This is a genomic window from Dactylosporangium sp. NBC_01737 (genome assembly GCF_035963215.1).
Classification (GTDB): Bacteria; Actinomycetota; Actinomycetes; order Mycobacteriales; family Micromonosporaceae; genus Dactylosporangium.
Genome location: NZ_CP109153.1, coordinates 2,616,218 through 2,640,770 on the forward strand (window position 1 = coordinate 2,616,218; position 24,553 = coordinate 2,640,770).

28 protein-coding genes, 1 tRNA gene and 2 pseudogenes are annotated in these 24,553 nt (G+C 70.6%); 16 read left to right on the top strand and 15 right to left on the bottom strand.

Annotation, left to right across the window (positions count from 1 at the left end):
• Nucleotides 1-401: 401 nt before the first annotated feature.
• Entirely contained in the window at nt 402-1,046 is a 645-nt protein-coding gene (locus tag OHA72_RS11410; RefSeq protein WP_327007819.1) for a DUF6230 family protein, read from the top strand.
• Between the two features lie 276 nt (nt 1,047-1,322).
• The gene (locus OHA72_RS11415; protein WP_327007820.1) at nt 1,323-2,765 is read left to right on the top strand and encodes a DUF6114 domain-containing protein; all 1,443 of its coding nucleotides are present in this window, start codon (nt 1,323-1,325) and stop codon (nt 2,763-2,765) included.
• Here the strand turns inward: OHA72_RS11415 and OHA72_RS11420 are convergent.
• Both OHA72_RS11420 and OHA72_RS11425 read right to left on the bottom strand, forming a co-directional pair.
• Nucleotides 2,753-3,823 carry a CaiB/BaiF CoA transferase family protein gene (locus OHA72_RS11420; protein WP_327007821.1) on the bottom strand — a complete coding sequence of 357 codons (1,071 nt, stop codon included), beginning with the start codon at nt 3,821-3,823 and terminating at the stop codon, nt 2,753-2,755. The genes OHA72_RS11415 and OHA72_RS11420 overlap by 13 nt on opposite strands.
• An 8-nt stretch (nt 3,824-3,831) precedes the next feature.
• Entirely contained in the window at nt 3,832-5,505 is a 1,674-nt protein-coding gene (locus tag OHA72_RS11425) for a DUF885 domain-containing protein (protein ID WP_327007822.1), read from the bottom strand.
• Between the two features lie 133 nt (nt 5,506-5,638).
• On the opposite strand from OHA72_RS11425, the gene OHA72_RS11430 reads away from it, so the two are divergent.
• Nucleotides 5,639-6,631, top strand: a complete 993-nt coding sequence (locus OHA72_RS11430) for a DMT family transporter (RefSeq protein WP_327007823.1) — start codon at nt 5,639-5,641, stop codon at nt 6,629-6,631.
• Here the strand turns inward: OHA72_RS11430 and OHA72_RS11435 are convergent.
• Together OHA72_RS11435 and OHA72_RS11440 are read right to left on the bottom strand one after the other, a co-directional pair.
• The gene (locus tag OHA72_RS11435; protein WP_327007824.1) at nt 6,527-7,561 is read right to left on the bottom strand and encodes a PHP domain-containing protein; all 1,035 of its coding nucleotides are present in this window, start codon (nt 7,559-7,561) and stop codon (nt 6,527-6,529) included. The genes OHA72_RS11430 and OHA72_RS11435 overlap by 105 nt on opposite strands.
• A gap of 3 nt (nt 7,562-7,564) precedes the next feature.
• Nucleotides 7,565-8,023 (bottom strand): hypothetical protein, encoded by a 459-nt coding sequence (locus tag OHA72_RS11440; RefSeq protein WP_327007825.1) that lies wholly within the window; start codon nt 8,021-8,023, stop codon nt 7,565-7,567.
• A 70-nt stretch (nt 8,024-8,093) separates the two neighbouring features.
• Here OHA72_RS11440 and mtnA point away from each other — a divergent pair, with 70 nt between their 5' ends.
• The gene (gene mtnA / locus OHA72_RS11445) at nt 8,094-9,047 is read left to right on the top strand and encodes an S-methyl-5-thioribose-1-phosphate isomerase (RefSeq protein ID WP_327007826.1); all 954 of its coding nucleotides are present in this window, start codon (nt 8,094-8,096) and stop codon (nt 9,045-9,047) included.
• A 472-nt stretch (nt 9,048-9,519) separates the two neighbouring features.
• On the opposite strand, the gene OHA72_RS11450 is transcribed toward mtnA, so the two are convergent.
• From OHA72_RS11450 to OHA72_RS11460, 3 genes and pseudogenes are all read right to left on the bottom strand, one after another.
• Nucleotides 9,520-9,693 carry a hypothetical protein gene (locus OHA72_RS11450; protein ID WP_327011990.1) on the bottom strand — a complete coding sequence of 58 codons (174 nt, stop codon included), beginning with the start codon at nt 9,691-9,693 and terminating at the stop codon, nt 9,520-9,522.
• An 84-nt stretch (nt 9,694-9,777) separates the two neighbouring features.
• Nucleotides 9,778-10,026 (bottom strand): annotated as a pseudogene (locus OHA72_RS11455) (hypothetical protein); the annotation flags it as partial.
• Nucleotides 9,924-10,541, bottom strand: a pseudogene (locus tag OHA72_RS11460) (prephenate dehydrogenase); the annotation flags it as partial. The pseudogenes OHA72_RS11460 and OHA72_RS11455, both read right to left, overlap by 103 nt.
• Nucleotides 10,542-10,667: 126 nt before the next feature.
• Here OHA72_RS11460 and OHA72_RS11465 point away from each other — a divergent pair.
• Nucleotides 10,668-11,795, top strand: a complete 1,128-nt coding sequence (locus OHA72_RS11465) for an NHL repeat-containing protein (RefSeq protein WP_327007827.1) — start codon at nt 10,668-10,670, stop codon at nt 11,793-11,795.
• 71 nt (nt 11,796-11,866) lie between these two features.
• Nucleotides 11,867-12,448: a hypothetical protein gene (locus OHA72_RS11470; protein ID WP_327007828.1), complete on the top strand. Its 582-nt coding sequence runs from the start codon at nt 11,867-11,869 to the stop codon at nt 12,446-12,448.
• A 58-nt stretch (nt 12,449-12,506) separates the two neighbouring features.
• Here the strand turns inward: OHA72_RS11470 and OHA72_RS11475 are convergent, their stop codons facing one another.
• Nucleotides 12,507-12,788 carry a hypothetical protein gene (locus tag OHA72_RS11475; protein ID WP_327007829.1) on the bottom strand — a complete coding sequence of 94 codons (282 nt, stop codon included), beginning with the start codon at nt 12,786-12,788 and terminating at the stop codon, nt 12,507-12,509.
• A gap of 14 nt (nt 12,789-12,802) precedes the next feature.
• Here OHA72_RS11475 and OHA72_RS11480 point away from each other — a divergent pair, with 14 nt between their 5' ends.
• Both OHA72_RS11480 and OHA72_RS11485 read left to right on the top strand, forming a co-directional pair.
• Nucleotides 12,803-13,321, top strand: coding sequence for a tRNA adenosine deaminase-associated protein (locus tag OHA72_RS11480; RefSeq protein ID WP_327007830.1), 519 nt, complete (start codon nt 12,803-12,805; stop codon nt 13,319-13,321).
• Between the two features lie 29 nt (nt 13,322-13,350).
• A complete protein-coding gene (locus OHA72_RS11485; RefSeq protein WP_327011533.1) occupies nt 13,351-13,776 on the top strand; it encodes a nucleoside deaminase in 426 nt (141 codons plus the stop codon).
• Here OHA72_RS11485 and OHA72_RS11490 read toward each other — a convergent pair.
• The 4 genes from OHA72_RS11490 to OHA72_RS11505 are packed head-to-tail and all read right to left on the bottom strand — an operon-like array spanning nt 13,747 to nt 16,660.
• A complete protein-coding gene (locus OHA72_RS11490; protein ID WP_327007831.1) occupies nt 13,747-14,217 on the bottom strand; it encodes an acyl-CoA thioesterase in 471 nt (156 codons plus the stop codon). The two genes, OHA72_RS11485 and OHA72_RS11490, sit on opposite strands and share 30 nt — an antisense overlap.
• Entirely contained in the window at nt 14,214-14,849 is a 636-nt protein-coding gene (locus tag OHA72_RS11495; RefSeq protein WP_327007832.1) for a TetR family transcriptional regulator C-terminal domain-containing protein, read from the bottom strand. Before OHA72_RS11495 ends, OHA72_RS11490 begins: the two co-directional genes overlap by 4 nt.
• Nucleotides 14,850-14,885: 36 nt before the next feature.
• Complete coding sequence (locus OHA72_RS11500) at nt 14,886-16,007, bottom strand: sensor histidine kinase (protein ID WP_327007833.1); 1,122 nt, start codon at nt 16,005-16,007, stop codon at nt 14,886-14,888.
• Nucleotides 16,004-16,660: a response regulator transcription factor gene (locus tag OHA72_RS11505; protein ID WP_327007834.1), complete on the bottom strand. Its 657-nt coding sequence runs from the start codon at nt 16,658-16,660 to the stop codon at nt 16,004-16,006. Before OHA72_RS11505 ends, OHA72_RS11500 begins: the two co-directional genes overlap by 4 nt.
• An 87-nt stretch (nt 16,661-16,747) precedes the next feature.
• On the opposite strand from OHA72_RS11505, the gene OHA72_RS11510 reads away from it, so the two are divergent.
• From OHA72_RS11510 to OHA72_RS11525, 4 genes are read left to right on the top strand one after another with little or no spacing between them, the layout of a single operon-like run.
• Entirely contained in the window at nt 16,748-17,239 is a 492-nt protein-coding gene (locus OHA72_RS11510; RefSeq protein WP_327007835.1) for a hypothetical protein, read from the top strand.
• Nucleotides 17,236-18,264 carry a peptidoglycan-binding protein gene (locus OHA72_RS11515; RefSeq protein ID WP_327007836.1) on the top strand — a complete coding sequence of 343 codons (1,029 nt, stop codon included), beginning with the start codon at nt 17,236-17,238 and terminating at the stop codon, nt 18,262-18,264. The genes OHA72_RS11510 and OHA72_RS11515 overlap by 4 nt, the downstream gene beginning before the upstream one ends.
• Nucleotides 18,261-18,911: an ABC transporter ATP-binding protein gene (locus tag OHA72_RS11520; RefSeq protein WP_327007837.1), complete on the top strand. Its 651-nt coding sequence runs from the start codon at nt 18,261-18,263 to the stop codon at nt 18,909-18,911. Before OHA72_RS11515 ends, OHA72_RS11520 begins: the two co-directional genes overlap by 4 nt.
• On the top strand, nt 18,908-20,071 hold the full coding sequence (locus OHA72_RS11525) for an ABC transporter permease (protein WP_327007838.1): 1,164 nt from the start codon (nt 18,908-18,910) through the stop codon (nt 20,069-20,071). Before OHA72_RS11520 ends, OHA72_RS11525 begins: the two co-directional genes overlap by 4 nt.
• Here the strand turns inward: OHA72_RS11525 and deoD are convergent.
• Nucleotides 20,061-20,768 (bottom strand): purine-nucleoside phosphorylase, encoded by a 708-nt coding sequence (gene deoD / locus OHA72_RS11530; protein WP_327007839.1) that lies wholly within the window; start codon nt 20,766-20,768, stop codon nt 20,061-20,063. The two genes, OHA72_RS11525 and deoD, sit on opposite strands and share 11 nt — an antisense overlap.
• Nucleotides 20,769-20,835: 67 nt before the next feature.
• Here deoD and OHA72_RS11535 point away from each other — a divergent pair.
• The 4 genes from OHA72_RS11535 to OHA72_RS11550 all read left to right on the top strand — a co-directional run bounded on the left by OHA72_RS11535 (nt 20,836) and on the right by OHA72_RS11550 (nt 23,227).
• A tRNA-Ser gene (locus OHA72_RS11535) sits at nt 20,836-20,922 on the top strand.
• A gap of 235 nt (nt 20,923-21,157) precedes the next feature.
• Nucleotides 21,158-21,955, top strand: coding sequence for a hypothetical protein (locus OHA72_RS11540; RefSeq protein ID WP_327007840.1), 798 nt, complete (start codon nt 21,158-21,160; stop codon nt 21,953-21,955).
• A 492-nt stretch (nt 21,956-22,447) separates the two neighbouring features.
• A complete protein-coding gene (locus tag OHA72_RS11545; RefSeq protein ID WP_327007841.1) occupies nt 22,448-22,840 on the top strand; it encodes a DUF6232 family protein in 393 nt (130 codons plus the stop codon).
• Nucleotides 22,841-23,026: 186 nt separating this feature from the next.
• Nucleotides 23,027-23,227, top strand: coding sequence for a DUF397 domain-containing protein (locus OHA72_RS11550; RefSeq protein WP_327007842.1), 201 nt, complete (start codon nt 23,027-23,029; stop codon nt 23,225-23,227).
• A gap of 42 nt (nt 23,228-23,269) precedes the next feature.
• On the opposite strand, the gene OHA72_RS11555 is transcribed toward OHA72_RS11550, so the two are convergent.
• Entirely contained in the window at nt 23,270-23,470 is a 201-nt protein-coding gene (locus OHA72_RS11555; protein WP_327007843.1) for a DUF397 domain-containing protein, read from the bottom strand.
• 69 nt (nt 23,471-23,539) lie between these two features.
• Nucleotides 23,540-24,448, bottom strand: a complete 909-nt coding sequence (locus tag OHA72_RS11560) for a helix-turn-helix domain-containing protein (protein WP_327007844.1) — start codon at nt 24,446-24,448, stop codon at nt 23,540-23,542.
• Nucleotides 24,449-24,553: the final 105 nt, after the last annotated feature.

A 24,553-nucleotide genomic window follows, 5' to 3' on the forward strand; every position in this document is an offset into this window, starting at 1 on the left:
TTGTGCGACAAAGTCATGGCAGTCGATGTGCACATTGAGAACCTCTGAGGTTTGTCGTTATAGAACCGTGACCTCAGGCGGGATCGCTCACATGTGGTAACCGTCACAGCGGGCCTTTGTCCGTCTTTGCGCTCTTTGAAGGCCGGTCATCGCCCCGAAACACCCCGGTAACCGATTACGCAGCGTGCGATTTCTGGACTGAAGCCGTTACCGGTCAGTAACTACGGGCCTTGTCCGCGCACGTGGGAGGCGGCAACATCGTCCGCACGCCCCACCCCCCGGTTCCACCCCCTGTTAGCGCAGGGCCGGCCGGGGCGTCGAGACACCAAGGCCGGTGCGAGCGCCCCAGTGACAGGGAGCGCCGCACCGTATGCACCCCCGCGACCCAAGAGGAGCTTCACGTGTCCGTAGCTCAGGGCAGCGCGGTGAAGGGCCGCACGAGATGGAAGCGTTTCGCAACCGTCGTCGTGCCTGCCACCTTCATCGCCGGCGCCATCGTCTTCGGCCAGGCGACCGGCGCGATCGCCGCGTCGTTCAGCGTCTCCGGCCAGCAGTTCAAGGTCTCCGCCGACAAGCTCGAGGGCACCGGCTTCGTCCAGTACGGTGGCCTCGCCACGGAGAAGGGCGGCAACCCCGCCAACCCGGCCGACCCGAAGAACCACTTCGTCGCGGTCTCGGGCATCAAGTCCGCCAAGCTGTACAACCTGTGCCAGTCGGTCAAGGTCCCCGGGCTGCCCGTCAGCATGGTGATCCACGCCGGTCAGGCCGCGGGTGCCCCGGCCGAGGCGACCGACCTGCTGATCGACCTGACGTCGCTCAAGGGTGACGCCACGTTCGAGAACATCCAGATCGGCATCGACGCGTCCGACCTGACCAAGGGCGGCGACAAGGCCAAGGGCCTGCAGGGCAGCTTCGCCCAGCAGGCGGACAGCGTGGTCATCACCAACCTCAAGCAGGTTGCCTGGTCGACCACCGCCGGCACGTTCAAGCTGACGGGTCTCGACCTCAGCCTCTCCACCGGTGGCACCCCCTTCGAGTGCTTCTAGCCTTACCGCCTGGGCCCGCGGCTTCACCTCCGCGGGCCCAGTTGCTTGCCTGTCCCTAGCTCCACGGGCTGACGCCCGCGGCCGGTGGGGGGTTCCCACCCCACACCCCCCATGCGACGCTGCGCGTCGCACTAGTACTGAATGCCCTTTCAGCTGGAGGATCCCGTGACCACTCCCCACCCTTCGCACGTCAGACGCCGTGCGATCACCGGTGGATTCAGTGGCTGGCGCGCCCAGCGCCCGTTCTGGGGTGGCTGGTTCCTGATCCTGTCCGGGGTGGAACTCTTCCTCAGCGCCAACCTGAAACTCGCCCTGGAGGTCCACTTCGGGCCGACCGGGTTCCTGTCCTACGTCATCCCGGCGATGCTGCTGCTCTGCGGCGTGCTGACCTGGGTGTCGCCGGGGCAGCGGCTGTTCTACGGCATCCTGGGCACCCTCACCGCGCTGTACTCGATCATCGGGCTCAACCTCGGTGGCTTCTTCCTCGGCATGATCCTCGGCGTCGTCGGCGGTGGCCTGGCCGCCGCCTGGTCGCCCGGGGTCGCACCCGCCACGGAGGACGCCGGCGAGGAGGACGACGCCCCGGCGTACGAGCGGGCCCCGCTGAACGACCTGTTCACCGAGGACCAGGACAACTGGCCGTCGCTGCGGAAGGCGACCGACCCCGCCGCCTATGACGAGCCGACCCGGGAGCAGCCGGCGTTCGACTTCGACGAGCCGGCCCCGCGGCACTCCTCCGGGGTGCTGACGGACTCGTTGCCGAGCGCGCAGCGCAGCCCGCTGCACGACGACTACGAGGCATCCACCGGCGGGGCGGGCAGCGCCGACGACGAGCGTCCGCCGACGGGCCACGACGGCCTGCCGCGGCGGCGCGGGCGCGGCGTCCCGCTGTTCGCGCTGCTGCTCACCGGTGCCGTCGCCGGCGCCGCGCTGTTCGGGGCCACCAACGGGGCCGCGCCGGCGTCCGCGGCGCCGGCCGCCTGCGCCAGCCCTTCGGTGAAGACCAGCACCGGCACCCAGCCGGCGCCCAGCGGCGGCGCGACCTCCGCGTCGCCGAGCCCCAGCCCGTCGCCGACGAAGACCGAGGAGGAGAAGCCGGGCCTGCTCGACTGGCTCGGCGGCCTCTTCGGCGGCGGCAAGCAGGCCGACCCGGTGCCGTCGGCGTCGGCCACCACCGCACCGGCGTTGGCCGCGTCGCCGACCACCTCGGCGGCGGTGCCGGGCACGGCGAAGTCACCGGCGAAGGCGACGGCCTGCCCGAGCGCCTCGGCCTCGATCAACGACAAGAAGGCGAAGGTCGCGGAGGGGCAGCCGCACGTGGCCGCCGCGCCGTCGATCCTCCTCGCCGACACGATGACCATGGACGGCCTCGTCTACGACGGGGTGGCGGAACTGACGAAGAAGGACGGCAGCAAGGTCAAGGTGCTGGCGTTCAGCATGAAGAACTCGGTGTCGACGCCGTTCGAGCTGCGGACCCCCGGCGCGCCGAAGCTGCTGCTGACGAAGAGCAGCAAGCTGACCGTCGAGGGCAACGTGAAGTTCTACACGTCGAAGTTCTCAGCCAAGGTGCTGGGCATCATCCCGCTGACCTTCACGCCGTCGTTCCCGCCGCCGCCGATTCCGCTGCCGGGGTACTACACCGACTGCGAGATCGAGCTCGTCTACGTGCAGTCCAACGTCCTGACCGCGGCCGCACTGAGCATCGCCTACGCGTCCTGAGGGGGTGGAAGTCGATAGGTCACCGGGGTCTCCGACAGTCTGATCGGGGACGCCACCGACCTGGCACCGTCGACTTCCACCACCGGCGCGAGCCCCAGCCGCTCCGCGAGCGCGATCCCCTCCGCCACGGTGTTCACCGGCCCGCACGGCACTCCCGTGGCGGCCAGCAGCTCGATCCAGTGCGCTTTCGGCAGGTGTACGGTCACCGCCTCGATCCGCGCGACGAGCGCTTCGCGGTGTGCCACCCGGCCCGCGTTCGTCGTGAAGCGCTCATCCTCCGGCAGCCCCAGCGCCTGCACCAGGCGCTGGAACTGGCGGTCGTTGCCCACCGCCACCGCGAACTCGCCGTCGTCGGCCCGCAGCGTCTCATACGGGGCGATGCTCGGGTGCCGGTTGCCCATCCGCTGCGGGACCACCCCGGCGTTGAGGTAGGCCGAGGCCTGGTTGACCAGGCCCGCCAGGAGACTGCTGAGCAGGTCCACCTCGACCCGCTGGCCGCGGCCGGTGCGCTCCCGGGCATACAGGGCGGCCAGGATCCCCGCGGTCAGCTGCTGGCCCGCCAGGACGTCCACGAGCGCGACGCCCACCTTCGTGGGTGCGCCGCCGGGATCCCCGGTGATCGACATCAGGCCGCCGACCGCCTGCACCAGGAAGTCGTAGCCGGGGGCGTGCTGGTGCCGCCCGAAGCCCGTCACGCTGGCGTAGACGAGCCCCGGGTTGGCGACCTGCTCATAGCCCAGACCGAAGCGCTCCATGGTGCCGGGGGCGAAGTTCTCCACCAGTACATCGGCCGCCTCAGCCAGCCGCAGCGCCTCCCGCTGCCCGTCCGCGGTGCTCAGATCGAGCGCCAGTCCCCGCTTGTTGCGGTTGACGGACAGGAAGTAGGTCGAGCGGCCGTCGGCGGCGAACGGCGGCCCCCACGAGCGGGTGTCGTCGCCGGCGCCGGGCCGCTCCACCTTGACGACGTCGGCGCCGAGGTCGCCGAGCGTCATCGTGGCGATCGGCCCGGCGAGGACTCTGGAGAAGTCCGCGACGAGGATGCCGTCGAGCGCGCCCACGTCTTCCTTCAGAGACGCGCCAGCGCGGCCCGCAGCGGGTCCAGGCCCAGCGAGCCGAGGTTGAGCGCGTCGCGGTGGAACGCCTTCAGGTCGAAGTCGGCGCCCTTGCGGGCCCGGGCGTCGTCGCGGGCGGCCAACCAGGCGCGCTCGCCGAGCTTGTACGCCGGTGCCTGGCCGGGCCAGCCCAGGTAGCGGTTGAGCTCGAAGCGGAGGCTCTTCTCCTCGACCCGGCAGTGCGCCCGCAGGAACTCCCAGCCCAGCTCCGGGGTCCACCGCTCGCCCGGCGCGAAGCCGAACGGGTTGTCGCGAGGGATCGGAAGCTCCAGGTGCATGCCGATGTCGATGATCACGCGGGTCGCGCGGAACGCCTGCCCGTCGAGCATGCCGAGCTTGTCGCCCGGGTCGGCGAGGTAGCCCAGCTCGTCCATGAGCCGCTCCGCGTAGAGCGCCCAGCCCTCGCCGTGCCCACTGGACCAGGCCAGGATGCGGCGCCACCGGTTGAGCAGCTCGGCCCGCACGTAGGTCTGGCCGATCTGGAGGTGATGGCCGGGGACCCCCTCGTGGTAGACCGTCGTGACCTCGCGCCAGGTGGAGAACTCCTCGACGCCCTGCGGCACCGCCCACCACATCCGGCCCGGCCGGGAGAAGTCCTCGCTCGGGCCGGTGTAGTAGATGCCGCCGTCGGACGTCGGCGCCAGCATGCACTCGATCTGCTGCACCTGGGCGGGGATGTCGAAGTGCCGCCCGTTGAGCTCCTGCACCGTCGCGTCGGCGAGGGACTGCATCCAGTCGCGGAACGCCTCCTTGCCGCGGATCGTGCGGGCCGGGTCGGCGTCGAGCGCGGCGACCGCGTCGTCGACGGTGCCGCCAGGGACGATCTTGTCGGCGACCGTGCGCATCTCGCTCTCGAGCCGGGCGAGCTCCTCGAAGCCCCACGCGTAGGCCTCGTCGAGGTCGACGGTGGCGCCGAGGAAGTAGCGGGAGGCAAGCTGATACCGCTCGCGGCCGGCGGCCTCCTTCTCCCTGCCCAGCGGCGCCAGCTCGCGGCGCAGGAACTCCCCGTGCGCGACCGTCGCGGCGCGGGCCGCCTCGGCGTTGCGGACGAGCTCCGCGGCGAGCGTGGCGCTGACCCCGTCGCCGGCCTTGGCGGCCAGGTCCGGGTAGAAGTTGTCGCCGTCGGGGTCGGCCCAGACGTCGCACTGCTTGGCGACCTCGACGATCTGGCGGGTCGGCGCCACGTGCCCCTGCTGCGCGGCGTGCAGCAGCGAACGCTGCCACTGCTCCAGCGCGGCCGGCACGGCGCCCAGGCGGTCCTTGATGTCGGACGCGGCCTGCTCACCCTCCATCGCCATGAGGTCGAACGAGCTCCGCACCCCGTGCAGCGGGCTGGAGATCACGTTGACGTCACTGGTCATGTCGCCGGCCTCGAACCGCTCCAGGGCGAGCCCCAGGCGCTCCTGCATGGCCTCCTTGGCGACCCGCTCCGTCTCGTTGGCGGGCGTCTCGGCCGCGAGCGCGGCGAGGGTGCGCCGGTCGAGGTCGGCGAGGGCCGCGAAACCGTCGGGCGAGAGGTCGGTCAACGTGTCGTCATACCCGGCCACTCCGACGAAGGTCGCCCCGATCGGGTCGAGGGGCGCCCACTGCTCGACATAGCGATCGGCGATGTCATCGATAGATCCCACGCGCCGACCCTACGCGACCGCATTCTGTGTTGTCGCCCGTGTTGAGGCCAATTCACAACCAGTGGCCTGACCTGCGCTCCGAGGTCCGAAATCCGCGCGACGGGGGCCGGTCGGCGGGCGCAGAGTAAGGCCCATGACCTCTCCCGCTCCTAACGCGGCCCGATGGCTCCCGGCGTTCCTCGCCATCGCCCTCATCTGGGGCACGAGCTTCATGTTCATCAAGGACGCCCTCGCGGAGCTCGAACCGGTCTACATCGCCGGCTACCGGATCCTTCTCGGCGCGCTCACCCTGCTGGTCTACCTGCTGGCCCGCCGGTTGTCGCCGCCGCGTGGCGCCCGGCTCTGGGTGCACCTCTTCGTCTACGCGATCGTCGCCACGACGGTGCCGTTCACCCTCTTCGGCTATGCCGAGCAACGGGTCCCGTCGGTCCTCGCCGGTATCTGGAACGGCACCGCCCCGCTCACCACACTCGTCGTGACCCTGATCGCGATGCGGTCGGAGCGCCCGACCCGCCGGCAGATCGCCGGTCTGCTCGCCGGTTTCGCGGGGGTACTGGTCGTCCTCGGCGTGTGGAACGGCGTCGGCGGCAGTTCGCTCGACGGCCAGCTCATGCTCCTCGGCGCGGTCACCTGCTACGGCATCGCGTTCAACTACACCCGCTGGCTGATGAAGCGCTTCGAGCTGTCACCCCTGCAGCTGACCGTCGGCCAGCTGACCATGTCGACGCTGCAGCTGCTGGTCGCGGCGCCCCTGATCGCGGGCGCGCCGCCGTCGCCGCTGTCGCACTCGCCCCGGGTGTACCTGGCGGTCGTCGCGCTCGGCGTGTTCGGCACCGGGATCGCGTTCGCGTTGAACAACCACGTGGTGCGCACCGCCGGCATCACCACCGGCTCGATGGTGACCTACCTGCCGCCGTTCGTCGGCGCCGTCGCCGGTGTCGTCGTGCTGCACGAGCACCTGACCTGGAACCAGCCCGTCGGCGGCATCATCGTTCTGTGCGGCGTCGGCATCTCGCAGGGGCTATTTATGCGTTTTCGTCCACGCGAGCAGGTCCGCGGCGGGGAGCGTGTTGACGATCCGGTCGAGCGGGACCCCGCAGGCGACGGCGCGCGAGCAGCCGTTTGACAGCCAGTCGAGCTGGCCGGGGGCGTGCGCGTCGGTGTCGATCGAGAACCGGCAGCCCGCCTCCAGCGCCACCCGCAGCAGCCGCTTCGGCGGGTCGAGCCGCTCCGGGCGCGAGTTGATCTCGATCGCCTTGTCGTGCTCGACCGCCGCCGCGAACACCTGCCCCGGATCGAACCGGCTCTCCGCCCTCGTGCCGCGCCCGCCGGTGATCAGCCGCCCGGTGCAGTGGCCGAGAATGTCCAGATGCGGGTTTGCCAGGGCGGTGACCATCCGCCGGGTCATCACCTCCGGCTCGTCCTTGAGGTTGCTGTGCACCGACCCGACCACGACGTCGAGCCGCTCCAGCAGCTCGTCGGTCTGGTCGAGCGAGCCGTCGGCGAGGATGTCGACCTCGATGCCCGTCAGGATCCGGAAGGACATGCCGATCCCGGCGAAGCCCGCGTTGAGGTCGGCGACGACGTCGAGCTGCTCGGTGAGGCGCTCCGCCGACAGCCCTCGTGCCACGGTCAGCCGCGGCGAGTGGTCGGTGAGCACCAGGTATTCGTGCCCGATGGCGGCTGCCGCCAGGGCCATCTCGTCGATCGGCGACCCGCCGTCGGACCAGTCAGAGTGCGCGTGACAGTCGCCGCGCAGCGCCGCCAGCATCGCGGCGGTCGCCTCGTCGAGGTCCTGCCCCGCAGTCGACTCGAGGCGGCGCAGGTAGACCGGCTCCTCACCGGCGAGCGACTCGACCACGCACCGCGCGGTCACCTCACCGACGCCCTGCAGGTCCTTGAGCGTGCCGGCCTGTGCCCTCGCGGCCAGCTCACCCTCGGGCAGCTTCGCCAGGGTGGCCGCCGCACCGCGGAACGCGCGGACCCGGTAGGTCTTCTCGCCGGCCCGCTCCAGCAGGAACGCGATGCGCCGCAGATCGGCGAGCGGATCCCTCATGCCCTAGAAGGTAGTGCTCCGCGAGGCGTTGTGCGCGACCACCGTCCGCGTGCGGGTCAGCGTCGCGAACGGGTTGGCGAACTGCAGCACCAGCGCCGTGAACTCCGCTTCCGGCCGGCAGGTGATCATCAGCAGCTGATCGCCGTTGCGCACGTCCCAGAACGTGCCGTCGTGCACCCCCGCGGTGATCTTCCCGTCGAGGTGCAGCGCACCCGGGCGCAGCCGGTGCTTGTGCGGCACGGCCGGTGCCTCCGAGCGCGGCACGATCCGGATCGAGGCGATCGCCGCGAGCGGCACCTCGACCCTGCCGGTGCCCGCCCACCATCGGTCCAATCCTTGCGGCTCGATGAGCAGGGCCGTGTCGGTGACTGTCAGCTGCAGGTGGGTCGGGACCCTCATCAACGCGATCGGACCGGCCATCATCAGGCCCAGGACCGTCGCGAGCGCCAATCCGGTGCTCATAACCGCGAATGTACGCCCGTCAACGTCCGCCGTTGGCGTTTTCCAAAAATCATGACCATTGGGAGTTGACATGCGAACGATCGACTGGGTCGACGAGGCCGTCGTCATCGTCGACCAGACCCGCCTGCCGCTCGAGGTGGTCTGGCTCCGCCTGTCCACAGTGGACGACCTGGTCGACGCCATCCAGCGCCTGGCCGTGCGCGGTGCGCCGGCCCTCGGCGTCGCCGGCGCCATGGGCGTCGCGTTGGCCGCCCGCGCCTCCGCCGACCCGTCGGTCGTCGCCGACCTGGTGCACCGCGTCGAGACCGCGCGCCCGACCGCCGTCAATCTCGCCCGCGGCGCCCGCCGCGCCGCCGCCCACCTGCCGTCGTTCCCCGACGTGCTCGCCGAGGCGCTGCGCATCCGCGACGAGGAGATCCACTCCTCCACCGAAATGGCCCGCCTCGGCGCCGACCTGGTCACCTCGCTCTGTGGCGACCGGGTCCGCCTGCTGACCCACTGCAACGCCGGCGCCCTCGCCACCGTCGTCGGGGGCACCGCCCTCGCCGTCGCCTTCGAACTGCACCGCCGCGGCACGCTCGGCGGCGTCATCGCCAGCGAGACCCGCCCCCTGCTGCAGGGCGCCCGCCTCACCACCTGGGAACTCGCCCGCGCGGGCATCCCGCACCGCCTCGCCGTCGACTCCGCCGGCCCGTTCCTCATGGCCCGCGGCGAGGTCGACGCCGTCATCCTCGGCGCCGACCGGATCTGCGCCAACGGTGACGTGGTCAACAAGGTCGGCAGCTATGCCCACGCTCTTGGCGCCCGGGCGGCGGGCATTCCGTTCATCTGCGTCGCGCCTGAGTCCACGGTCGACCTGTCCACTCCTTCGGGCGGTGAGGTGGAGATCGAGGACCGGGGCGCTGCGGAGATCGTCGGCACGACGGCGCCTCTCGGGACGGCGGCGGTGAACCCGGCCTTTGACGTGACGCCGGCTGCTCTGGTCACCGCCATCGTTACTGATGTGCGTGTTTGGCGTCCTTGACCCCCAGGATCGTGTGGTCGTCTTCCGGTTGCTCGTCCGCTTGGGGGTACGCCGCCTGGAGTGGTTCCTGGTGTCGGTCCTCGGGGCTCGGTGGTTTCGCGCAGCCTGCGGCGGCGCGGACGGGTAGCGCGGTTGCCGTCCGTGCCGTGTCGAGGTGATGCCAAGCCAGGTCCGCGCTCACATGATCCAGCGCCGTCGAGGTCGTCATTCGGTGGTGCCACACCGTCGCTGGTATCAAAAACCATCGCAAATCACCCAAACCGCGGCGCGCCCGAGGCGCGCACCAAGATCCAGCCCGCCCGCCGTCTTGATCGAAGGCTCCGGGTGGTCGTCCGGGCGGCCGCCGCTGTCCTTCGATCATGGGGCGGGACGGAAGATCGGCGTCCGAGTGCTGGTACTGCCCGGTCTAGTGATCGATGGTCTTGTGAGTGCGGACCTGGCCCGGCATCACCCCGGGTGCGGCACGGACGAATCAGGCAGGGCGCACGGCACGAACGGTCTTGCCGTCGTTGGCCACCGACTCGACCCAGCCGCCGACCCGGCCCAGCCGCAGCAGGACGTCGGCCCGCGCCGGAAGGTCGGCGGTCTCGCCGGGCACCGGCGGCCAGGCCTGCCGTGCCGTGTGCCCGGGTGTCAGCCACGGCACCAGCGTGGTGATCGGGTCCGCGCCGTCGAGGGCGGCCCGCGCGGCGGCGAGGTCGGCGAGCACGGCGTCCAGGGCGTCGAGGACCGCTTCGGCGTTGCCGCCGCACATGGCCGCGGTGAGCTCGGGGCGGGCGGCGGCGACCCGGGTGCCGTCGCGGAAGGAGCCGGCGCCGAGCGTGCCGGCCAGGGGTCGGTGGCGATGCGGGCGGCGACGGCGGCGGCGACGAGGTGCGGCACGTGGGAGATCGTGGCGACCGCGTGGTCGTGCTCCTCGGCGGTGGCGGGCACGACGCGGGCGCCGAGGCCGGTGACGAGCGCCGCGAGCTCGATCCAGTCGCGCAGGCCGGCGCCGTCCTCCTCGAGGCACAGCACCCAGGCGCAGCCGTCGAAGAGTCGCGGGTCGGCGGCGGTGAAGCCGGACGTCTCGCGGCCGGCCATCGGGTGGCCGCCGATGAACGTGGCCAGGGACTGCCCGCCGGTGCGGAGCCGGTCGAGCGCGAGGTCCCGGACGGGGCCCTTGACGGAGGTGACGTCGGTGACGACGCCGACGTACGCCAGCGATGCCAGCTCGTCGAAGACGCCGCCGACCGCGGGGAGGGGGACCGCGACGACGGCGAGGTCGGCGTCCCGGACGGCGTCGGCGACGGTGGCGGTGACGTGCCACCGGGCGTTGGCGGGGGCCTGTGCGGCGGCGGTGCGGGCGGTCGCCCTGGTGGCGGGGTCGGCGTCGTAGCCGCTGACATGATGGCCACTCGCCGCGAGCGCACGCAGGACCGATCCGCCGATCAGTCCGAGTCCGATCACCGCCACGTTCAACGTCGCATCACGCACTGCGGAACTCTCGCACATCACCCGATCACCCGTTCGGCTCGGGACGGCCGCCGAACGCCTTAAGCGTGCTCATTCGCACCTGTTTGGGCGGTTACAACCCGTTAGCATGTTCACATGCGACTTTTCCGGCAAATGGTGAGAACGGTGCTCGTGGCGGCGGCCGCCACGGCGGTGTGCGGTCTCCTCGGCGGGGCTCCGGCCGAGGCCGCGGTGGTCGAGAAGACGCCGCTGCTGTCGCCGTCGTTCGACGGCACCGTCTGGGCCGTGGCCTACTCCTCCGACGGTGCGACCGTTTACGTCGGTGGATCGTTCGGCAAGGCCATCGTCAATGGCAAGAGCATCACGCGGAGCCGGCTCGCGGCGATCAACGCCCGCACCGGCGCGCTGCTGGACTGGGCGCCGGTGGCCGACAACACGGTCCGGGCCCTGGCGGTAAACGGTAACTCTGTGTATGCAGCCGGTGACTTTTCGAAGGTTGCCGGGGTCAAGCGGGACTCGCTCGCCGAGCTTGACGCGACCACCGGCGCCGTCAACGCGTTCAACCACGCGATGTCCGGCTCGCCGGTCACCCTCGGGGTGGGCGGCGGCCGGCTGTACGTGGGTGGCAAGTTCACCACGATCGACACCGCCAAGCGGACCAACCTCGCCGCGTTCAGCCTCGCCACCGGCGAACTCGACGCGGGATGGGCGCCCACCACCGACGACAGGGTGGAGGCGCTCGCGGTGACGAGCAGCCGGGTGTACCTCGGCGGCTCCTTCCACAAGACCAACGGGGTGAGCAACGCGCTGCGGCTCACCGCGGTCGACTCGGTCGACGGCAAGCTGGACAAGAACTTCCTGCCGCGGCCCTCGGCGATCGTCCTCGCGGTGGCCGTCGGCCCGGACGGGATCTACGCCGGCATGGGCGGGCAGGGCGGACGTGCGGTCGCCTTCACCCCCTCCGGCAAGGTCCAGTGGACCCGGGTCTTCGACGGCGACGTCCAAGCGGTCACCGTGCTCGACGGCGTCGCGTACGTCGGCGGGCATTACGACAAGGCCTGCACGACCAGCAACAACGGCACGCAGGGTGCCTGCACCGACGGGTCCGTGTCGCGGGTGAAGCTCGCCGCGATCGACGGGCACGGCAAGCTGCTGGACTGGGCGCCGCAGGGCAACGGGGTCGCCGGCGTGCGCGCCATGGCCGCCAACCCCGCGCTCGACCAGGTCGTCGCCGGCGGCGAGTTCACCACCATCGGCGGGGTGACGCAGAAGCGGATCGCGCTGTTCGGCTGAGAAGGTCCTTCGGTAGGTCGCGTGGCTCGGCCCGGTCGTCCCTGTGGGACGGCCGGGCTAAGCTCTTTTTCGTGGCAGTGAACGAGTCGCCGTGGAGCTCGCCGGACGCTTCGCGCCCCGCGAAACCGGCGCCTGCGCTGCCCAGCAGCGCGCATCCGGTGCCGCCGCCGCCCAACGGGGCGTCCCGGGTGACGGCCGCGATGCCCGCCGGGCGGCCGGTCTGGCCCGGCGCCAACGGCCCGCCGGTCATCGGCCCGCCGCCGCGGCTGAGCGCCACCCGCCCGCTCACCCCCGCCGCGTCCTACGGGGCCTGGCAGGGCGTTCTACGGCCGCCGCCGTTCGTGGTCAGCCAGGGGCCGCCACGGCCCACGTATCGCGAGCCGCTGCCGGTGCGCAGCCAGATGGTCACCGCCGGCGCCGCCGCCGGGGCCGCCTGGATGCTGCTGTTCGGGCTGCTCGCCACGTCGGCCCGCGGCTACATCTGGCTCACCCTGATCGCGGGACTGGTGTCGTGGGTCGCGGCGTTCATCCTTGCGAGGTTCGGCGACCGCGGCGTCGCCGTCGGGGTCGCGGTGTCCAGCGGCATCGCCCTGGCGATCGCCGGCATCGTCGTGGCATACCGGCTGGCCGGCGGCGACTGGCTGCTCTGGTAGCGGCGAAGCACCCGGATCCGCTGCGCTGACAAGGGCGTTCGCTCACGCTCGGTAGCTGTCACCAGGAATTTTCCGTGTAGTCTTGACGTGGATTGCGACGAGCATCACTCTCAGCAACATGGCTTTGAGGCTGCAGCGGCTCGATCCTGAGCGGCGTCGTCGGCGGCTCGCGCTGCTGGTCGAGCTCGCGGACGCGAAAGCGCTTCGCGAGCGGCTCCATCCACGCCGTCTCCGCGCCGATCGTCTCCGCGAGCTCATCGCGACTCGCCGACGACTTGCCGACTAGCCCTGCGCCAACCGCCGATCTGCTCGAATAGTGTTCTCGGGTAACGACGAACACCGACCGGGGGGACCGTGTCGCACTTCGCTGCCGCTGTCACACGCGGCTCCAAGAGCTGGGCCGCGGCCGAGCTCGACCTCAGTGGCGTCGCCGACGTCGAGGAGATCACCGAACGCCTGCGCGACACCGACCCGGACGCGACGGTGTCGCTGCTGTTCGTCGAGTCCGACGATGCGTATCTGGTGATCCTGCGACTCGACGACGGCGAGGATCTGAGGATTTTCGGCTCCGACTCGGTCTTCGCCGCGGAGTCGCGCCTCGGCGCCATCCTCCTCGGCGACATCGAGGAGCAGCTGCCGGAGATCATCGACGAGGAGGTCGACGCCGCCGACGACGATGACGAGGAGCGACCTTCGGTCGAGCCCGACATCGAGCCGGTCGGCGATCCCGAGCTCCTCGCCGACCTGGGCCTGCCCGGCGGCCGGCTGCTGGAGCTGTGTGCCCAGGAGGGCATGCTCCCGGCCGACCTGACGGCGGAGATCTGCCAGGCGATCGGCGCCGGCGACGAGATCGAAGAGCTGCGCGAGGTCTGACGCCGTTGCGCCAGCGCTGGGAGCCGGCGATGTGGCGGGCCCTTGAGGTCGCCGCGTCCGCCGGCACCGACGTGCCGATCGGGGCGGTCGTGCTCGGCCCCGACGGCACGGAGCTCGGCGCCGCGCACAACGAGCGGGAGGCCACCGGCGACCCGACGGCGCACGCCGAGATCCTGGCGCTGCGCCGGGCCGCGGGACGGCTCGGCGCGTGGCGGCTCGAGGACTGCGCGCTGGTGGTCACCGTCGAGCCGTGCACGATGTGCGCCGGCGCGCTGGTGCTCGCCCGGATCGGCATCGTGGTCTTCGGCGCGTGGGAGCCGAAGACCGGCGCGGTGGGCTCCCTGTGGGACGTCCTGCGCGACCGCCGGCTCACCCATCGCCCCGAGGTCCTCGCCGGTGTCCTGGCGGAGGAGTCCGCGACGCTGCTACGCGACTTCTTCGGCGATCGGCGCTGACGCCGAGGCGTGTGCCAGCAGGCCGGAGGCGTGGGCAAGGGCGTCCTCGCTCCACGGTGCGGGCCGCAGGGTGCGGGGGTCGAGCTTCACATTGACCCGCCGGCCCTCCGCGTGCACGGTGAGGCCGTCCGCGGACAGGATGCGGAAGCGGTAGACGGCGCTGGTCTCACCCAGGGTCTCGACCCAGAAGTGGACGCCGATCTCGCCGGTGCCGCGCACTGGGGTCCTGTAGGAGATCGAATACTCGGCGACGGCATGCATCACGTCGGACGTGGTCGGCCGGCCGCCGGCATAGGAGTGGCCGCGCTCGCTCCACCACTGGGACAGGGCCCGTTCCAGGAACACCGCGTAGCGGGCGTTGTGCACGATGCCCATCGCGTCGAGGTCGTCGAAGTGCACGACGAACGGGGACACGTGACCGGGCAGCACGGCAGTGGTCATGGCAGATCCTCCAGATACGGAACCAGAGCGAGGCCGCGGAGCCGTTGCAGGGCGGCAGTCCGCGCGTACGTGTAGATCTCATCCGCCCGCAGCAGGCGCGACTCGTAGACCGCGGCGGTGCCGAGCGCGTTGAGCTCGAACGCCAGCTGCGCCACGGGGACGTCGTCACGCAGCTCGCCGAGCTCGATCGCCTCGGTGATCAGCCGCTCCAGCAGCGTGTGCCAGTCGGCGAGGGCGGCACTCAGCGCGTCGCGGACGCTGCCGGGGCGCATGCTGAACTCGAACTGCGCGTTGGCGAAGAAACAGCCGCCCGGCAGGGCGCCGCTGGCCATGTCGGCGAGGCGGCTCTCCTGCAGCGCCCACAGCCGGCGGATGCCGCGCGGTGCCCGCAGGGCCGGTCGCACGACCACCTCGGTGAAGCGGCGCTCGGCCCGCGCGACCGCGGCGAGCTGCAGCTCCTCCTTGGTGGACCAGTGCGCGAAGAGGCCGGACTTGCTGACCCCGGCCCGCTCGGCGAGCTGGCTGAAGGAGAGCCCGTCAAGACCCGACTCCGTCGCGAGGGCCACGGCGACGTCGAGGGTCGCGGTGCGGGCACGCTCGCCGCGCAGCAGGCGGCCGTCAACGGTGCTCATGCGCTGACCGTACCAACTAAAAAACCGATCGGTCGGTTAGTTTTGTGTGGGAAGGGTCACCGTCACGATGAGCCCGCCACCATCGCGGGGGCGCGCGTCGACCCGCCCGCCGTGCGCCACCGCGACCGAGCGCACGATCGACAGGCCCAGGCCCGTCCCCTGGCCGGAGCCCGTCCGTGAGCGCAGCCGGCGGAACGGCTCGAACAGCCGCGGCACCTCATAGGCCGGGACCACCGGACCCGTGTTCTCCACGACGAGTTCGGCCCGCGACCCGGTCGTGCGGGTGCGCACCCAGACCTCGCCGTCGGGCACGTTGTACGCGAGGGCGTTGTCGACGAGGTTCTGCACCACCCGCTCCAGCAGCACCGGGTCGCCGGCCGTGACCGCCGGTTCGAGGGAGACGGTGCCGACCTTGCCGGCCGTGACGTGCCGGGCGATCTCCGCGACGTCCACTATGTCGTGCACGGTCAGCGCCTGCTCGGACGCGACCAGGGTCAGCAGCCCGTCGATCAGCCGCTCGTGCCGCGCGTTGACGGCCAGGAGCGTCTCGCCGAGGTGGACCAGCTCCGGCGGCGGCGCGGGGCGGCCCAGCGCGACCTCGATCAGCGTCCGGTTGATCGTCAGCGGCGTGCGCAGCTCGTGCGACGCGTTCGCCACGAACCGGCGCTGCCCGTCGAACGCGGCGTCCAGGCGTTCCAGCATCGAGTCGAAGGTGTCCGCGAGCTCCTTGATCTCGTCCGCCGGCCCCTGCAGCGCGATCCGTTCGTGCAGGCTGCCGCCCGCGACCCGCCGCGCCGTCTCGGTGATCCGCCCGACCGGCCGCAGCGCCCGTTCCGCCATCAGCCAGCCGAACCCGACGCCGATCACGGTCACCACGCCCAGCGCGATCGCGCCCTGGGTGAGCAGCGCGTGCAGGGTGTTCTGCTCGATCTGCTCCTGCCGGACCTGCAGGTCCTGCAGGAACTTCGTGATCGCCACCTGCTGATCCCCGAAGTTGATCTTGAACTCTGCCGGCAGCTGCGTCATCGCGCCCGAGTTGCGCTGGTGGATGTTCTGCTTGACCAGGAAGTACGTGACGCCCAGCAGAGTCGCGCCGCCCAGCAGGAACAGCACCCCGTACAGGACGGTCAGCCGCGTCCTGATCCCAAGTCTGCTCATCGGATCTGGTACCCCACGCCCGCCACCGTCTCGATCACCGGCGGGTCGCCGAGCTTGCGCCGCAGCGTCATCACCGTCACCCGCAGCACATTGGTGAACGGGTCGATGTGCTCGTCCCAGGCCCGTTCGAGCAGCTGCTCGGCGCTGAGCACCGCGCCGCCGGCCCGCAGCAGCTCCTCCAGGACCGCGAACTCCTTGCGGGTCAGCGCCACGTAGTGCCCGCCCCGGAACACCTCCCGCCGGTTGGGGTCCAGGCGCAGGTCGCCGCGCTCCAGCACCGGCGGGGTCGCCGCCCTGGCCCGCCGGCCGAGCGCCCGGACCCGCGCGACCAGCTCCGCGAACGCGAACGGCTTGCCCAGGTAGTCGTCGGCGCCGATCGACAGCCCGTCGACCCGGTCGAGGACCGCAGAGGCGGCCGTCAGCATCAGGATCCGGGTCTCGGGCAGCTCGGCGCTGACCCACCGGCACACCTCGTCGCCGCCGATCGACGGCAGGTCCCGGTCCAGGACCAGCACGTCGTACTCGTTCACGCCGAGCCGCTGCAGCGCGCCGTCGCCGTCATACGCCACGTCGACCGCGAACGACTCCCGTCGCAGGCCCTCGGCGACCGCGTCGGCCAGCAGCTGTTCGTCTTCGACCACCAGAACCCGCACAGGTCCATGGTGCCCGTCACCCACGTAAGCCCGGGATAAACGGTTCCGCTCATGCCCGTCTTATCGCCGCGCGGGTCTCATGCTGGCATGAAACGCATCCTGTTCACGGCGGCGGCCGCGGTGCTGCTGCTCCTGCCCGCCGCCTGCTCGTCCAGCACCGGCCCCTCGGTCGCCACCGCCGGCGGCGGCGCCACCGTGTCCGCGTCGCCGTCAGCCGACAAGGCCGAGGCCAACCGGCGCTTCGCCAAGTGCATGCGCGAGCACGGCGTCGAGGTGCCCGACCCCGGACCCGACGGCGAGCTGCAGATGAGCGGCACCATCGACCGCGGCAAGGCCACCGAGGCGATGTCCGCCTGCCAGCAGCTGCTGCCCAACGGCGGCACCCTGAGCAACCTCTCCCCGGAGCAGCTCGAGCAGGCCCGCGCGTTCGCCAAGTGCATGCGCGAGCACGGCGTCGACATGCCGGACCCCGACCCGGCCACCGGCGTCACCGAGCTGCTCAAGAACGGCACGATCGACGTCAACAGCCCCGCCTTCCAGGACGCGGCGAAGGCGTGCAAGGGCGTGGTGGGCCGATGAAGCGGGCCCTCCTGGTCGCCCTGCCGGTCCTGCTGCTCGCCGGCGCCAGCGGGTGGCTGCTCCTGGACCGCGACGCGACCCCCGTCGCGAGCGCCGCCTCACCGGCTACCGCGAAGATCACCCGGGGGACCCTCACGCAGACCGAGGACGTCGACGGGACCCTGGACTTCGGCGCCGCGACCACCGTCGTCGGCCGGTTGCCCGGCATGATCACCGGGCTGCCCGGCGAGGGGCGCACCGTCGAGCGGGGCCAGCCGCTCTATCGCGTCGACGGGTTGCCGGTGCTGCTCATGTACGCCGAAGCCCCGCTGTTCCGCGCGCTGCGCGCGGGGGACTCCGGCGCGGACGTGGCCGCGTTCGAGCGCAACCTCTCGGCGCTGGGGTACCGGGGATTCACCGTCGACGACTCCTACACCTCCTCGACGGCGTCGGCGGTGCGGGACTGGCAGGAGAAGCTCGGCCTGCCCGAGAGCGGCGTCGTCGAGCTCGGCCGGGTCGTCATGGCGCCCGCCGCGATCCGCGTGGGCGCGGTCAAGGGCCGCCTCGGCGACAACGCCACCGCCCCCGTCCTGGACTGGACCGGCCCGACCCGGCAGGTCACCGTCAAGCTCGACGTCACCCGGCAGGACCTCGCCACCGTCGGCGACCAGGCGACCGTGAAGCTCCCCGACGGCGCCACCGTGCCCGGCACCATCGCCGCGATCGGCGCGGTCGCGACCGTCCAGCCGGGCCCGCCGTCGATCGTCACCGTCGACGTGACCGTGACCCTCGCGTCCCAGGAGAAACTCGGCGCCTACTCCTCGGCGCCGGTGGACGTCACGCTCGTCGCCGACCGCCGCGACGACGTGCTCATCGTGCCCGTGTCGGCGCTCGTGGCCCTCGCCGAGGGCGGCTACGGGCTGCAACTGGTCGACGGGGGTACCGTGCGGACCGTCGCCGTCACGACCGGCCTCTTCGCCGCGGGCCGGGTCGAGGTCTCCGGGCCGGAGATCCGCGAGGGACTCACGGTCGGGACCGCCGCATGATCGAGCTTCGGGACGTGCGCAAGTCGTACACCGGCGCAGTGATGGCACTCGACGGAGTGTCACTGTCGGTCCAGGCCGGCGAGATGCTCGCGATCGTCGGCCCCTCCGGCTCCGGCAAGTCGACGATGCTCAACCTCATCGGCACGCTCGACCGCGCCACCAGCGGCACCGTCGAGATCGCCGGCCTCGACGTGGACGCGCTCGACGACGACGGGCTCTCCCGCCTGCGCGCACAGACGATCGGGTTCGTCTTCCAGCAGTTCCACCTTGCGGCCGGGGTCAGCGCCCTGGACAACGTCGCCGACGGCCTGCTGTACGCAGGGGTCCCGCTGGCCGCGCGGCGGCGCCGGGCACTGCGGGCCCTCGAACGGGTCGGGCTCGGCCACCGCGTCACGCACCGGCCGCACCAGCTCTCCGGCGGCGAACGGCAACGCGTCGCCGTCGCCCGCGCCGTCGTCGGCGAGCCCTCGCTGCTGCTCGCCGACGAACCGACCGGCAACCTCGACACCGCCGCCGGCGCGGCGGTCCTGTCGCTGCTGCGGGACCTGCACGCGGACGGCACCACCGTGGTCGTCATCACGCACGACCGGGACATCGCCGCGGCCCTGCCCCGCCGCGTCCAGATGCGCGACGGGAGAATCGCATGAGACTGTCGTTCCTGGACGTCGTCCGGGTGGGCGGCGCCGGCCTGCGCACGCGGCCGCTGCGGGTCGTCCTGTCGGCCCTGGGCATCGCGATCGGGATCGCCGCCATGGTCGCCGTCGTGGGCATCTCCACGTCCAGCCGTGCACAGGTCGACCGGCAGCTGTCCGCACTGGGCACCAACCTGCTGTCCGTCGGGCCCGGCAAGTCGTTCTTCGGCGACGCGTCGCACCTGCCTTCCTCCGCGCCGGCGATGGTGGCCCGGATCGGCCCGGTGACCTCGGTGTCCTCGACCGGCCGCGTCGCCTCGGCCCGGGTGTACCGCACCGACCGCGTCCCCGCGACGGAGACCGGCGGCATCGCCGTCCTTGCCGCGTCGCCGACGCTGCTGTCCACGGTGGCCGGCACCGTCGCGACGGGCTCGTGGCTGGGCACCGGGCCGGTGCCCGCCGTGGTCCTCGGCTCGCGAGCCGCCTCCCTGCTGGGCGTCACCCCCGGCCTGCTGGTATGGCTCGGCGGGCACTGGTTCACCGTCACCGGGATCCTGGCGCCGGCACCCCTGGCACCCGAGCTCGACTCGGCCGCCCTCATCACCTGGTCCGCGGCGACGGACGTGCTCGACTTCGACGGCTACCCGACCACCATCTACACCCGCGCCCGCCCGGACGCCGTCACCGCGGTCGCGGGGGTCCTCGCCGCCACCGCCAACCCGGAGGCCCCGAACGAGGTCCAGGTCTCCCGGCCCTCCGACGCCCTCGCGGCCCGCGCCGCCTTCGACGAGGCGTTCACCGGCCTGCTGCTCGGCCTCGGCGCGGTCGCCCTCCTCGTCGGCGGCGTCGGCGTCGCCAACACCATGGTTATCTCGGTGCTGGAGCGCCGCGCCGAGATCGGCCTGCGCCGCGCCCTGGGCGCCCGCCGCGGCCAGATCCGGCTGCAGTTCCTGGCCGAGTCGCTGCTGCTGTCGCTCTTGGGCGGCGTCGCCGGCGCTGTCCTGGGCTTCCTGGTGACGGTTGTCTACTCCGCGCTGCGCTCCTGGCCCGCCGTGGTGCCGTTGTGGGTGCTCGGCGGCGGGCTGCTCGCGACGCTGCTGATCGGCGGGCTGGCCGGGCTGTACCCCGCTGTCAGGGCCGCCCGGCTCTCTCCGACCGTGGCGCTCAGCTCGTAATCGCCTTCAGGGCGATCTCCACCATCTGGCTGAACGTCTGCTCCCGCTCCTCGGTGGACATCCGCTCCCCGGTCTTGAGGTGGTCGCTGACCGTCAGCAGCGTCAACGCCTTCGCCCCGTAGCGGGCCGCGATCGTGTACAACGCCGCCGACTCCATCTCCACGGCCAGGACGCCGTAGGCGGCGAGCCGGTCATACAGGTCGGGCCGATCCGTGTAGAACGCGTCAGCGGCCAGGATCGGCCCGACCCGCATCTCGATGCCTCTCGCGGCGGCCACGTCGACCGCGGCCCGCAGCAACCCGAAGTCCGCCACCGGCGCGTAGTCGATCAGCCCGTCGAACCTGGCCCGGTTCATGTTCGAATCCGTGCTCGACCCGATCGCCGCCACCACGTCGCGCAACTTGAGCGACTCGACCAGCGCCCCGCAACTCCCCACCCGGATGAGCGACTTCACCCCGTATTCGTTGATCAGCTCATGCGCATAGATGCTGGCCGACGGCATCCCCATCCCCGACCCCTGAACGCTGACCCTGGTCCCTTCGAACGTCCCCGTGAACCCGAACATGTTCCGCACCGTCGAGTAGCAGCGGGCATCCTCCAGGAACGTCTCAGCGATCCACTTGGCCCGCAGCGGGTCTCCCGGCATCAGGACAAGTTCAGCGATGTCGCCCGGCTCAGCGCCGATGTGCGTGCTCATGGCCACGATCCTGCCAAACGGTGATCCCCCGCGCGGACGCGGCCGGGCATCCGGTAGCCTTCTCGGCGGTGGCGTGTCCGAGTGGCCTAAGGAGCACGCCTCGAAAGCGTGTGAAGGTGCAAGCCTTCCCGGGGTTCGAATCCCCGCGCCACCGCCCTCGGCCAGCACGAACGCCCGGCTCGTCCCACGGACGATGACCGGGCGTTCGTCGTTTCAGTCGCCGCCGGGCCGGTCGCGGTCCCGGATGCTCGCCTCCCCGTGGTCGCTTGCCTTCGCCCGGCCGCCTCGATTCCGCCGTTGCCGCGTCTGTTGAGTGGCCGAGTCGTTGACCCTGAATATCCGAATTGACTGTTTTAGTCGGTTCGGTCTCGACGGGGGAAGGACGGTCCATGAGCATTCGACGCAGGCTCGTCGTGGCGGGGCTGGTGGGGATCAGCGTCGTCGGTGTTGCGGGGGTCGGCGCGCAGGCCGCGCATCAGCCGCTGGAGGCGCACCGGCTGCCCGGAGTGGCGCCGTGCAAGGTCGTCAAGCACGGCACGACCGAGGCCATCGTCACCACGTCGAACGGTGAGGCGCCCAGCACCACCAATGCGCCGTCGACCGCGGTGGTCAAGGTCGGCAAGGAGGGGGTCGAGGCGACCCTGCCGGACGCCGGCGCGAAGGCGCTCTACCTGGAGGAGCCGGTCAGGACCACCAAGGTGGCGCGGATCGGGAAGTTGTCCTACCGCACGCTGCAGCTCAACCCGGGCAGCGTCGCACTGTGGTCCTACCAGCTGCCGATCGACATCAACGGCGGCACGCTGCAGGCGGGCGACTTCACGACGCTGGTGTACGAGCCGTACCAGGACGGCCGCAGCATCGTGGCGGACCGGTGGCAGACCTGGGACGCGCTGCGCGGCGGCCAGGCGAAGTGGTGGAGCACCCGCGCCCTGCCGCTGGTGGCCAACGGTGCCACGCAGGCGTTCCCGACGGCGTGGGCGGCCATCCTCGCGGCGTATCCGGACGCGACGGTCCTGGCGTACGGCATGAATCTGGGCAAGGGCAGCCCGGGTGCCTCCGCCCGGGTGGACGGACTGACGTTCGGCGCGGGCGACGCGTGTGTGACGCACCAGTGGTCGACGAGGTTCGACCGGAGGTCGCGGCACGTCTCGATCTTCCAGCTGTGGCGGCGGTGGCTGCTCCCGTAGGCGTTTTTCGCGGGGGTACGGCCATTGGCCGGCCTGAACGCCCGGTGCCGTCCTCGTGGACGGTGCCGGGCGTTCGTCGTCGGCGCGGCTGAATCCGCACGTCCGGGGTCGGTCGTCCGGTTGCTGGGGGCGACCGGACGTGCCCGTCCAGTTGCGGTGCGGCCAGTCGTAGTACGTCAATCTGCGATATGGCAGGTTGTGGCCTGGCGATCTGTGACCCACCTCATCCATACTGGTGGAGCGGATGGACGGCCAGAGTCTCAACCGCTCAAGTATCCGGTGGGGGCCGGGTGCGGATCGACAGCCGACTCTGACTGTGTGGTGGTTCGCCCGCGGATGGGGACCCGCAGGACCGCCCTACAGCACGGACGACCGCGATGACTTGCCCGACATGGAGGGGGAGCAATGTCAGCGACGGTGTATTACCGAAGTACCGACCTGATGATCACGGAGGAGATCTTCGCCCTGTGGTCGCCGGAACCCCGGGTTTTCGTGCTGGACGAGGTGCAGGGGGTGCACGTCGTCCGCGGCTCGATCCACCCGGCTCGGATCGTTTTGATGGTGGTCGGAGTCCTGGCCGTGTTCGGAGTGCTCATCGCATGGCCGGTGATCGATTCGGCCGGCGAGTACCTTTTCGCCTTCGCCGCGCTCGCCGCGCCGCCGATGGTTGGTTCGACGTCACGCGCCCTCACGCCCCGGACACTGCACCTGGTGGGTCACCACCTGGGCGTGAAGGTGACCTTGTTCAGTTCCTCGGACATGCTCATGTTCGGCCAGGTGAAGCGGGCCCTCATGCGGGCGTTCGAGGCTCGTTCACGCAGTATGGACCGGCGCGACCTGGCCGGTTACGACGAGGCGTTCCGGAAGCTCAACCAGGTCCTCTAGCGGCCTGAGGGGTTGTGCCGCCTGCGAAGTGCATAACGCAGGCGGCACAACCATCGCCTTTTCACCCCGGTTTGCACATGAATGAGGCATTCACATATGCCAAAGTCGTGCAAATGGATAAATCCCAGTGGTGCCGCTCGCGGCCGTCCGTATCCTGGATGCCAGGTCCAAGGTGAGGAGGGCCCTGTGGCTGAGTTGATCTGGTGCAAGAGCCGGTCGTGTGCAAACGCGGCGTGTGTCGAGGTCGCCCGGGACGAGACACTGTTTCTGATCCGCGACTCGACGGATCCTGACGGTGCCAGGCTGGCATTTGACCGTGCCGGCTGGTCTTCGTTCATCGCTGCGTTGCGCAGCGGCGAAGGCGGGCTAAATGCAGTTGAGCGCTAGGTGCACCCGCACCATAGCGCTCAACCGTGAAGCTCTGTTATGTCAACGGGGGTCTAGGGCGTCGGTCCTGATGCCGGCGATGAAACTACCCCAGTCTGCCCGGTTAAAGGTCAGCACCGAGCCCGTGGAATTCTTCGAGTCACGAACGAAGAATGTATCGGGTTGCTCGGCGACCTCAACGCATGCCTGATTCGCACACGCTTTGCTCTTGCGCCATGCCAATGGCGCCGCACTTAGCTGCACTATACTCCTTCCCTTTTGAAAAGCACCAGGCCGTGCCTCAGGATTGAGGGCACGATTTTCCCCGGAGTCTCAGCCCCGAGATCTATGAATGCCGAGGAGCTCATTGGCACGAGCCTCGATCATTTCCGTCGAGCGTTCTTCGTCATATGCGGCATGCCAGATCTTTTCCCATTGGGCAACGTGTCGTTGCAGGCCCATCTGGTCATCCACGATCTCGTCCTTGGTCGAGTTCTCCCGATACAGGACGCCTTCGCCGACGTCTTCCGCGCCAAGGTAGAAGATTTCCCAGTTGCCGATACCGGGATTGGGTTGCTCGAAGGACGCGACGCGCACTGCAAGCCAGCCTTCTTTGATCACGTCATGGACCAATGACAATTGCGCTCCCAGGACGTCCGGGCGTCCCTGCGTCCGTAGGAGCACCGACTCGTCGAGGATCACTCGTGCGTCGGGGCGGCTGCCGCGTGCTTCGAGGGCCTTTCGCCGCAGCGCGCGGGTCTCCATGCGGGCGGCGATGGCCTCGGGGTTCAGTTCGTCGTCGAAGAAGCTCAGCACCAGGTGCGCGTAGTCCGGGGTCTGCAGGAAGCCTGGGAAGCTCACGGCGCAGTAAATGAGCATCGTGGTGGCTTCGACTTCGTAACTGAACCATTGTTTCATCGAGGGAGTGAGCATGCCCGCGAACTTCGCCTGGTCCCACCACTGGCGCCGTTGTTTCGACGCCTTTGCCGCCTGGATGAGTTCGTCCACCCGGGCTTTGTCGCGGATTCCAAGATGTACCAGGAGTGGCCGCAGGTCGTTCTGGGATATAGTGACCTCGCCGCTTTCAATGCGCATCACCTTGGAGAGTGACCACTCCATCGCATCGGCGACATTCGATTGGGTGAGACCTTTTGCCACCCGCGCGTCACGGATCGCCAAGCGAACCGTGCGGCGGGCCACAGCAGGCGTGTCACCCGATGCCATGACGTCCAGCCCCTCCAAGGGACATATGTCTACCTGCAACCTCGCAGGCAGCTAGCCACTTCCAGACCTTACGCGCGTGATCATGGGTGCACGCGGTCAACGCCGAAAACCGTAACAAGCGCG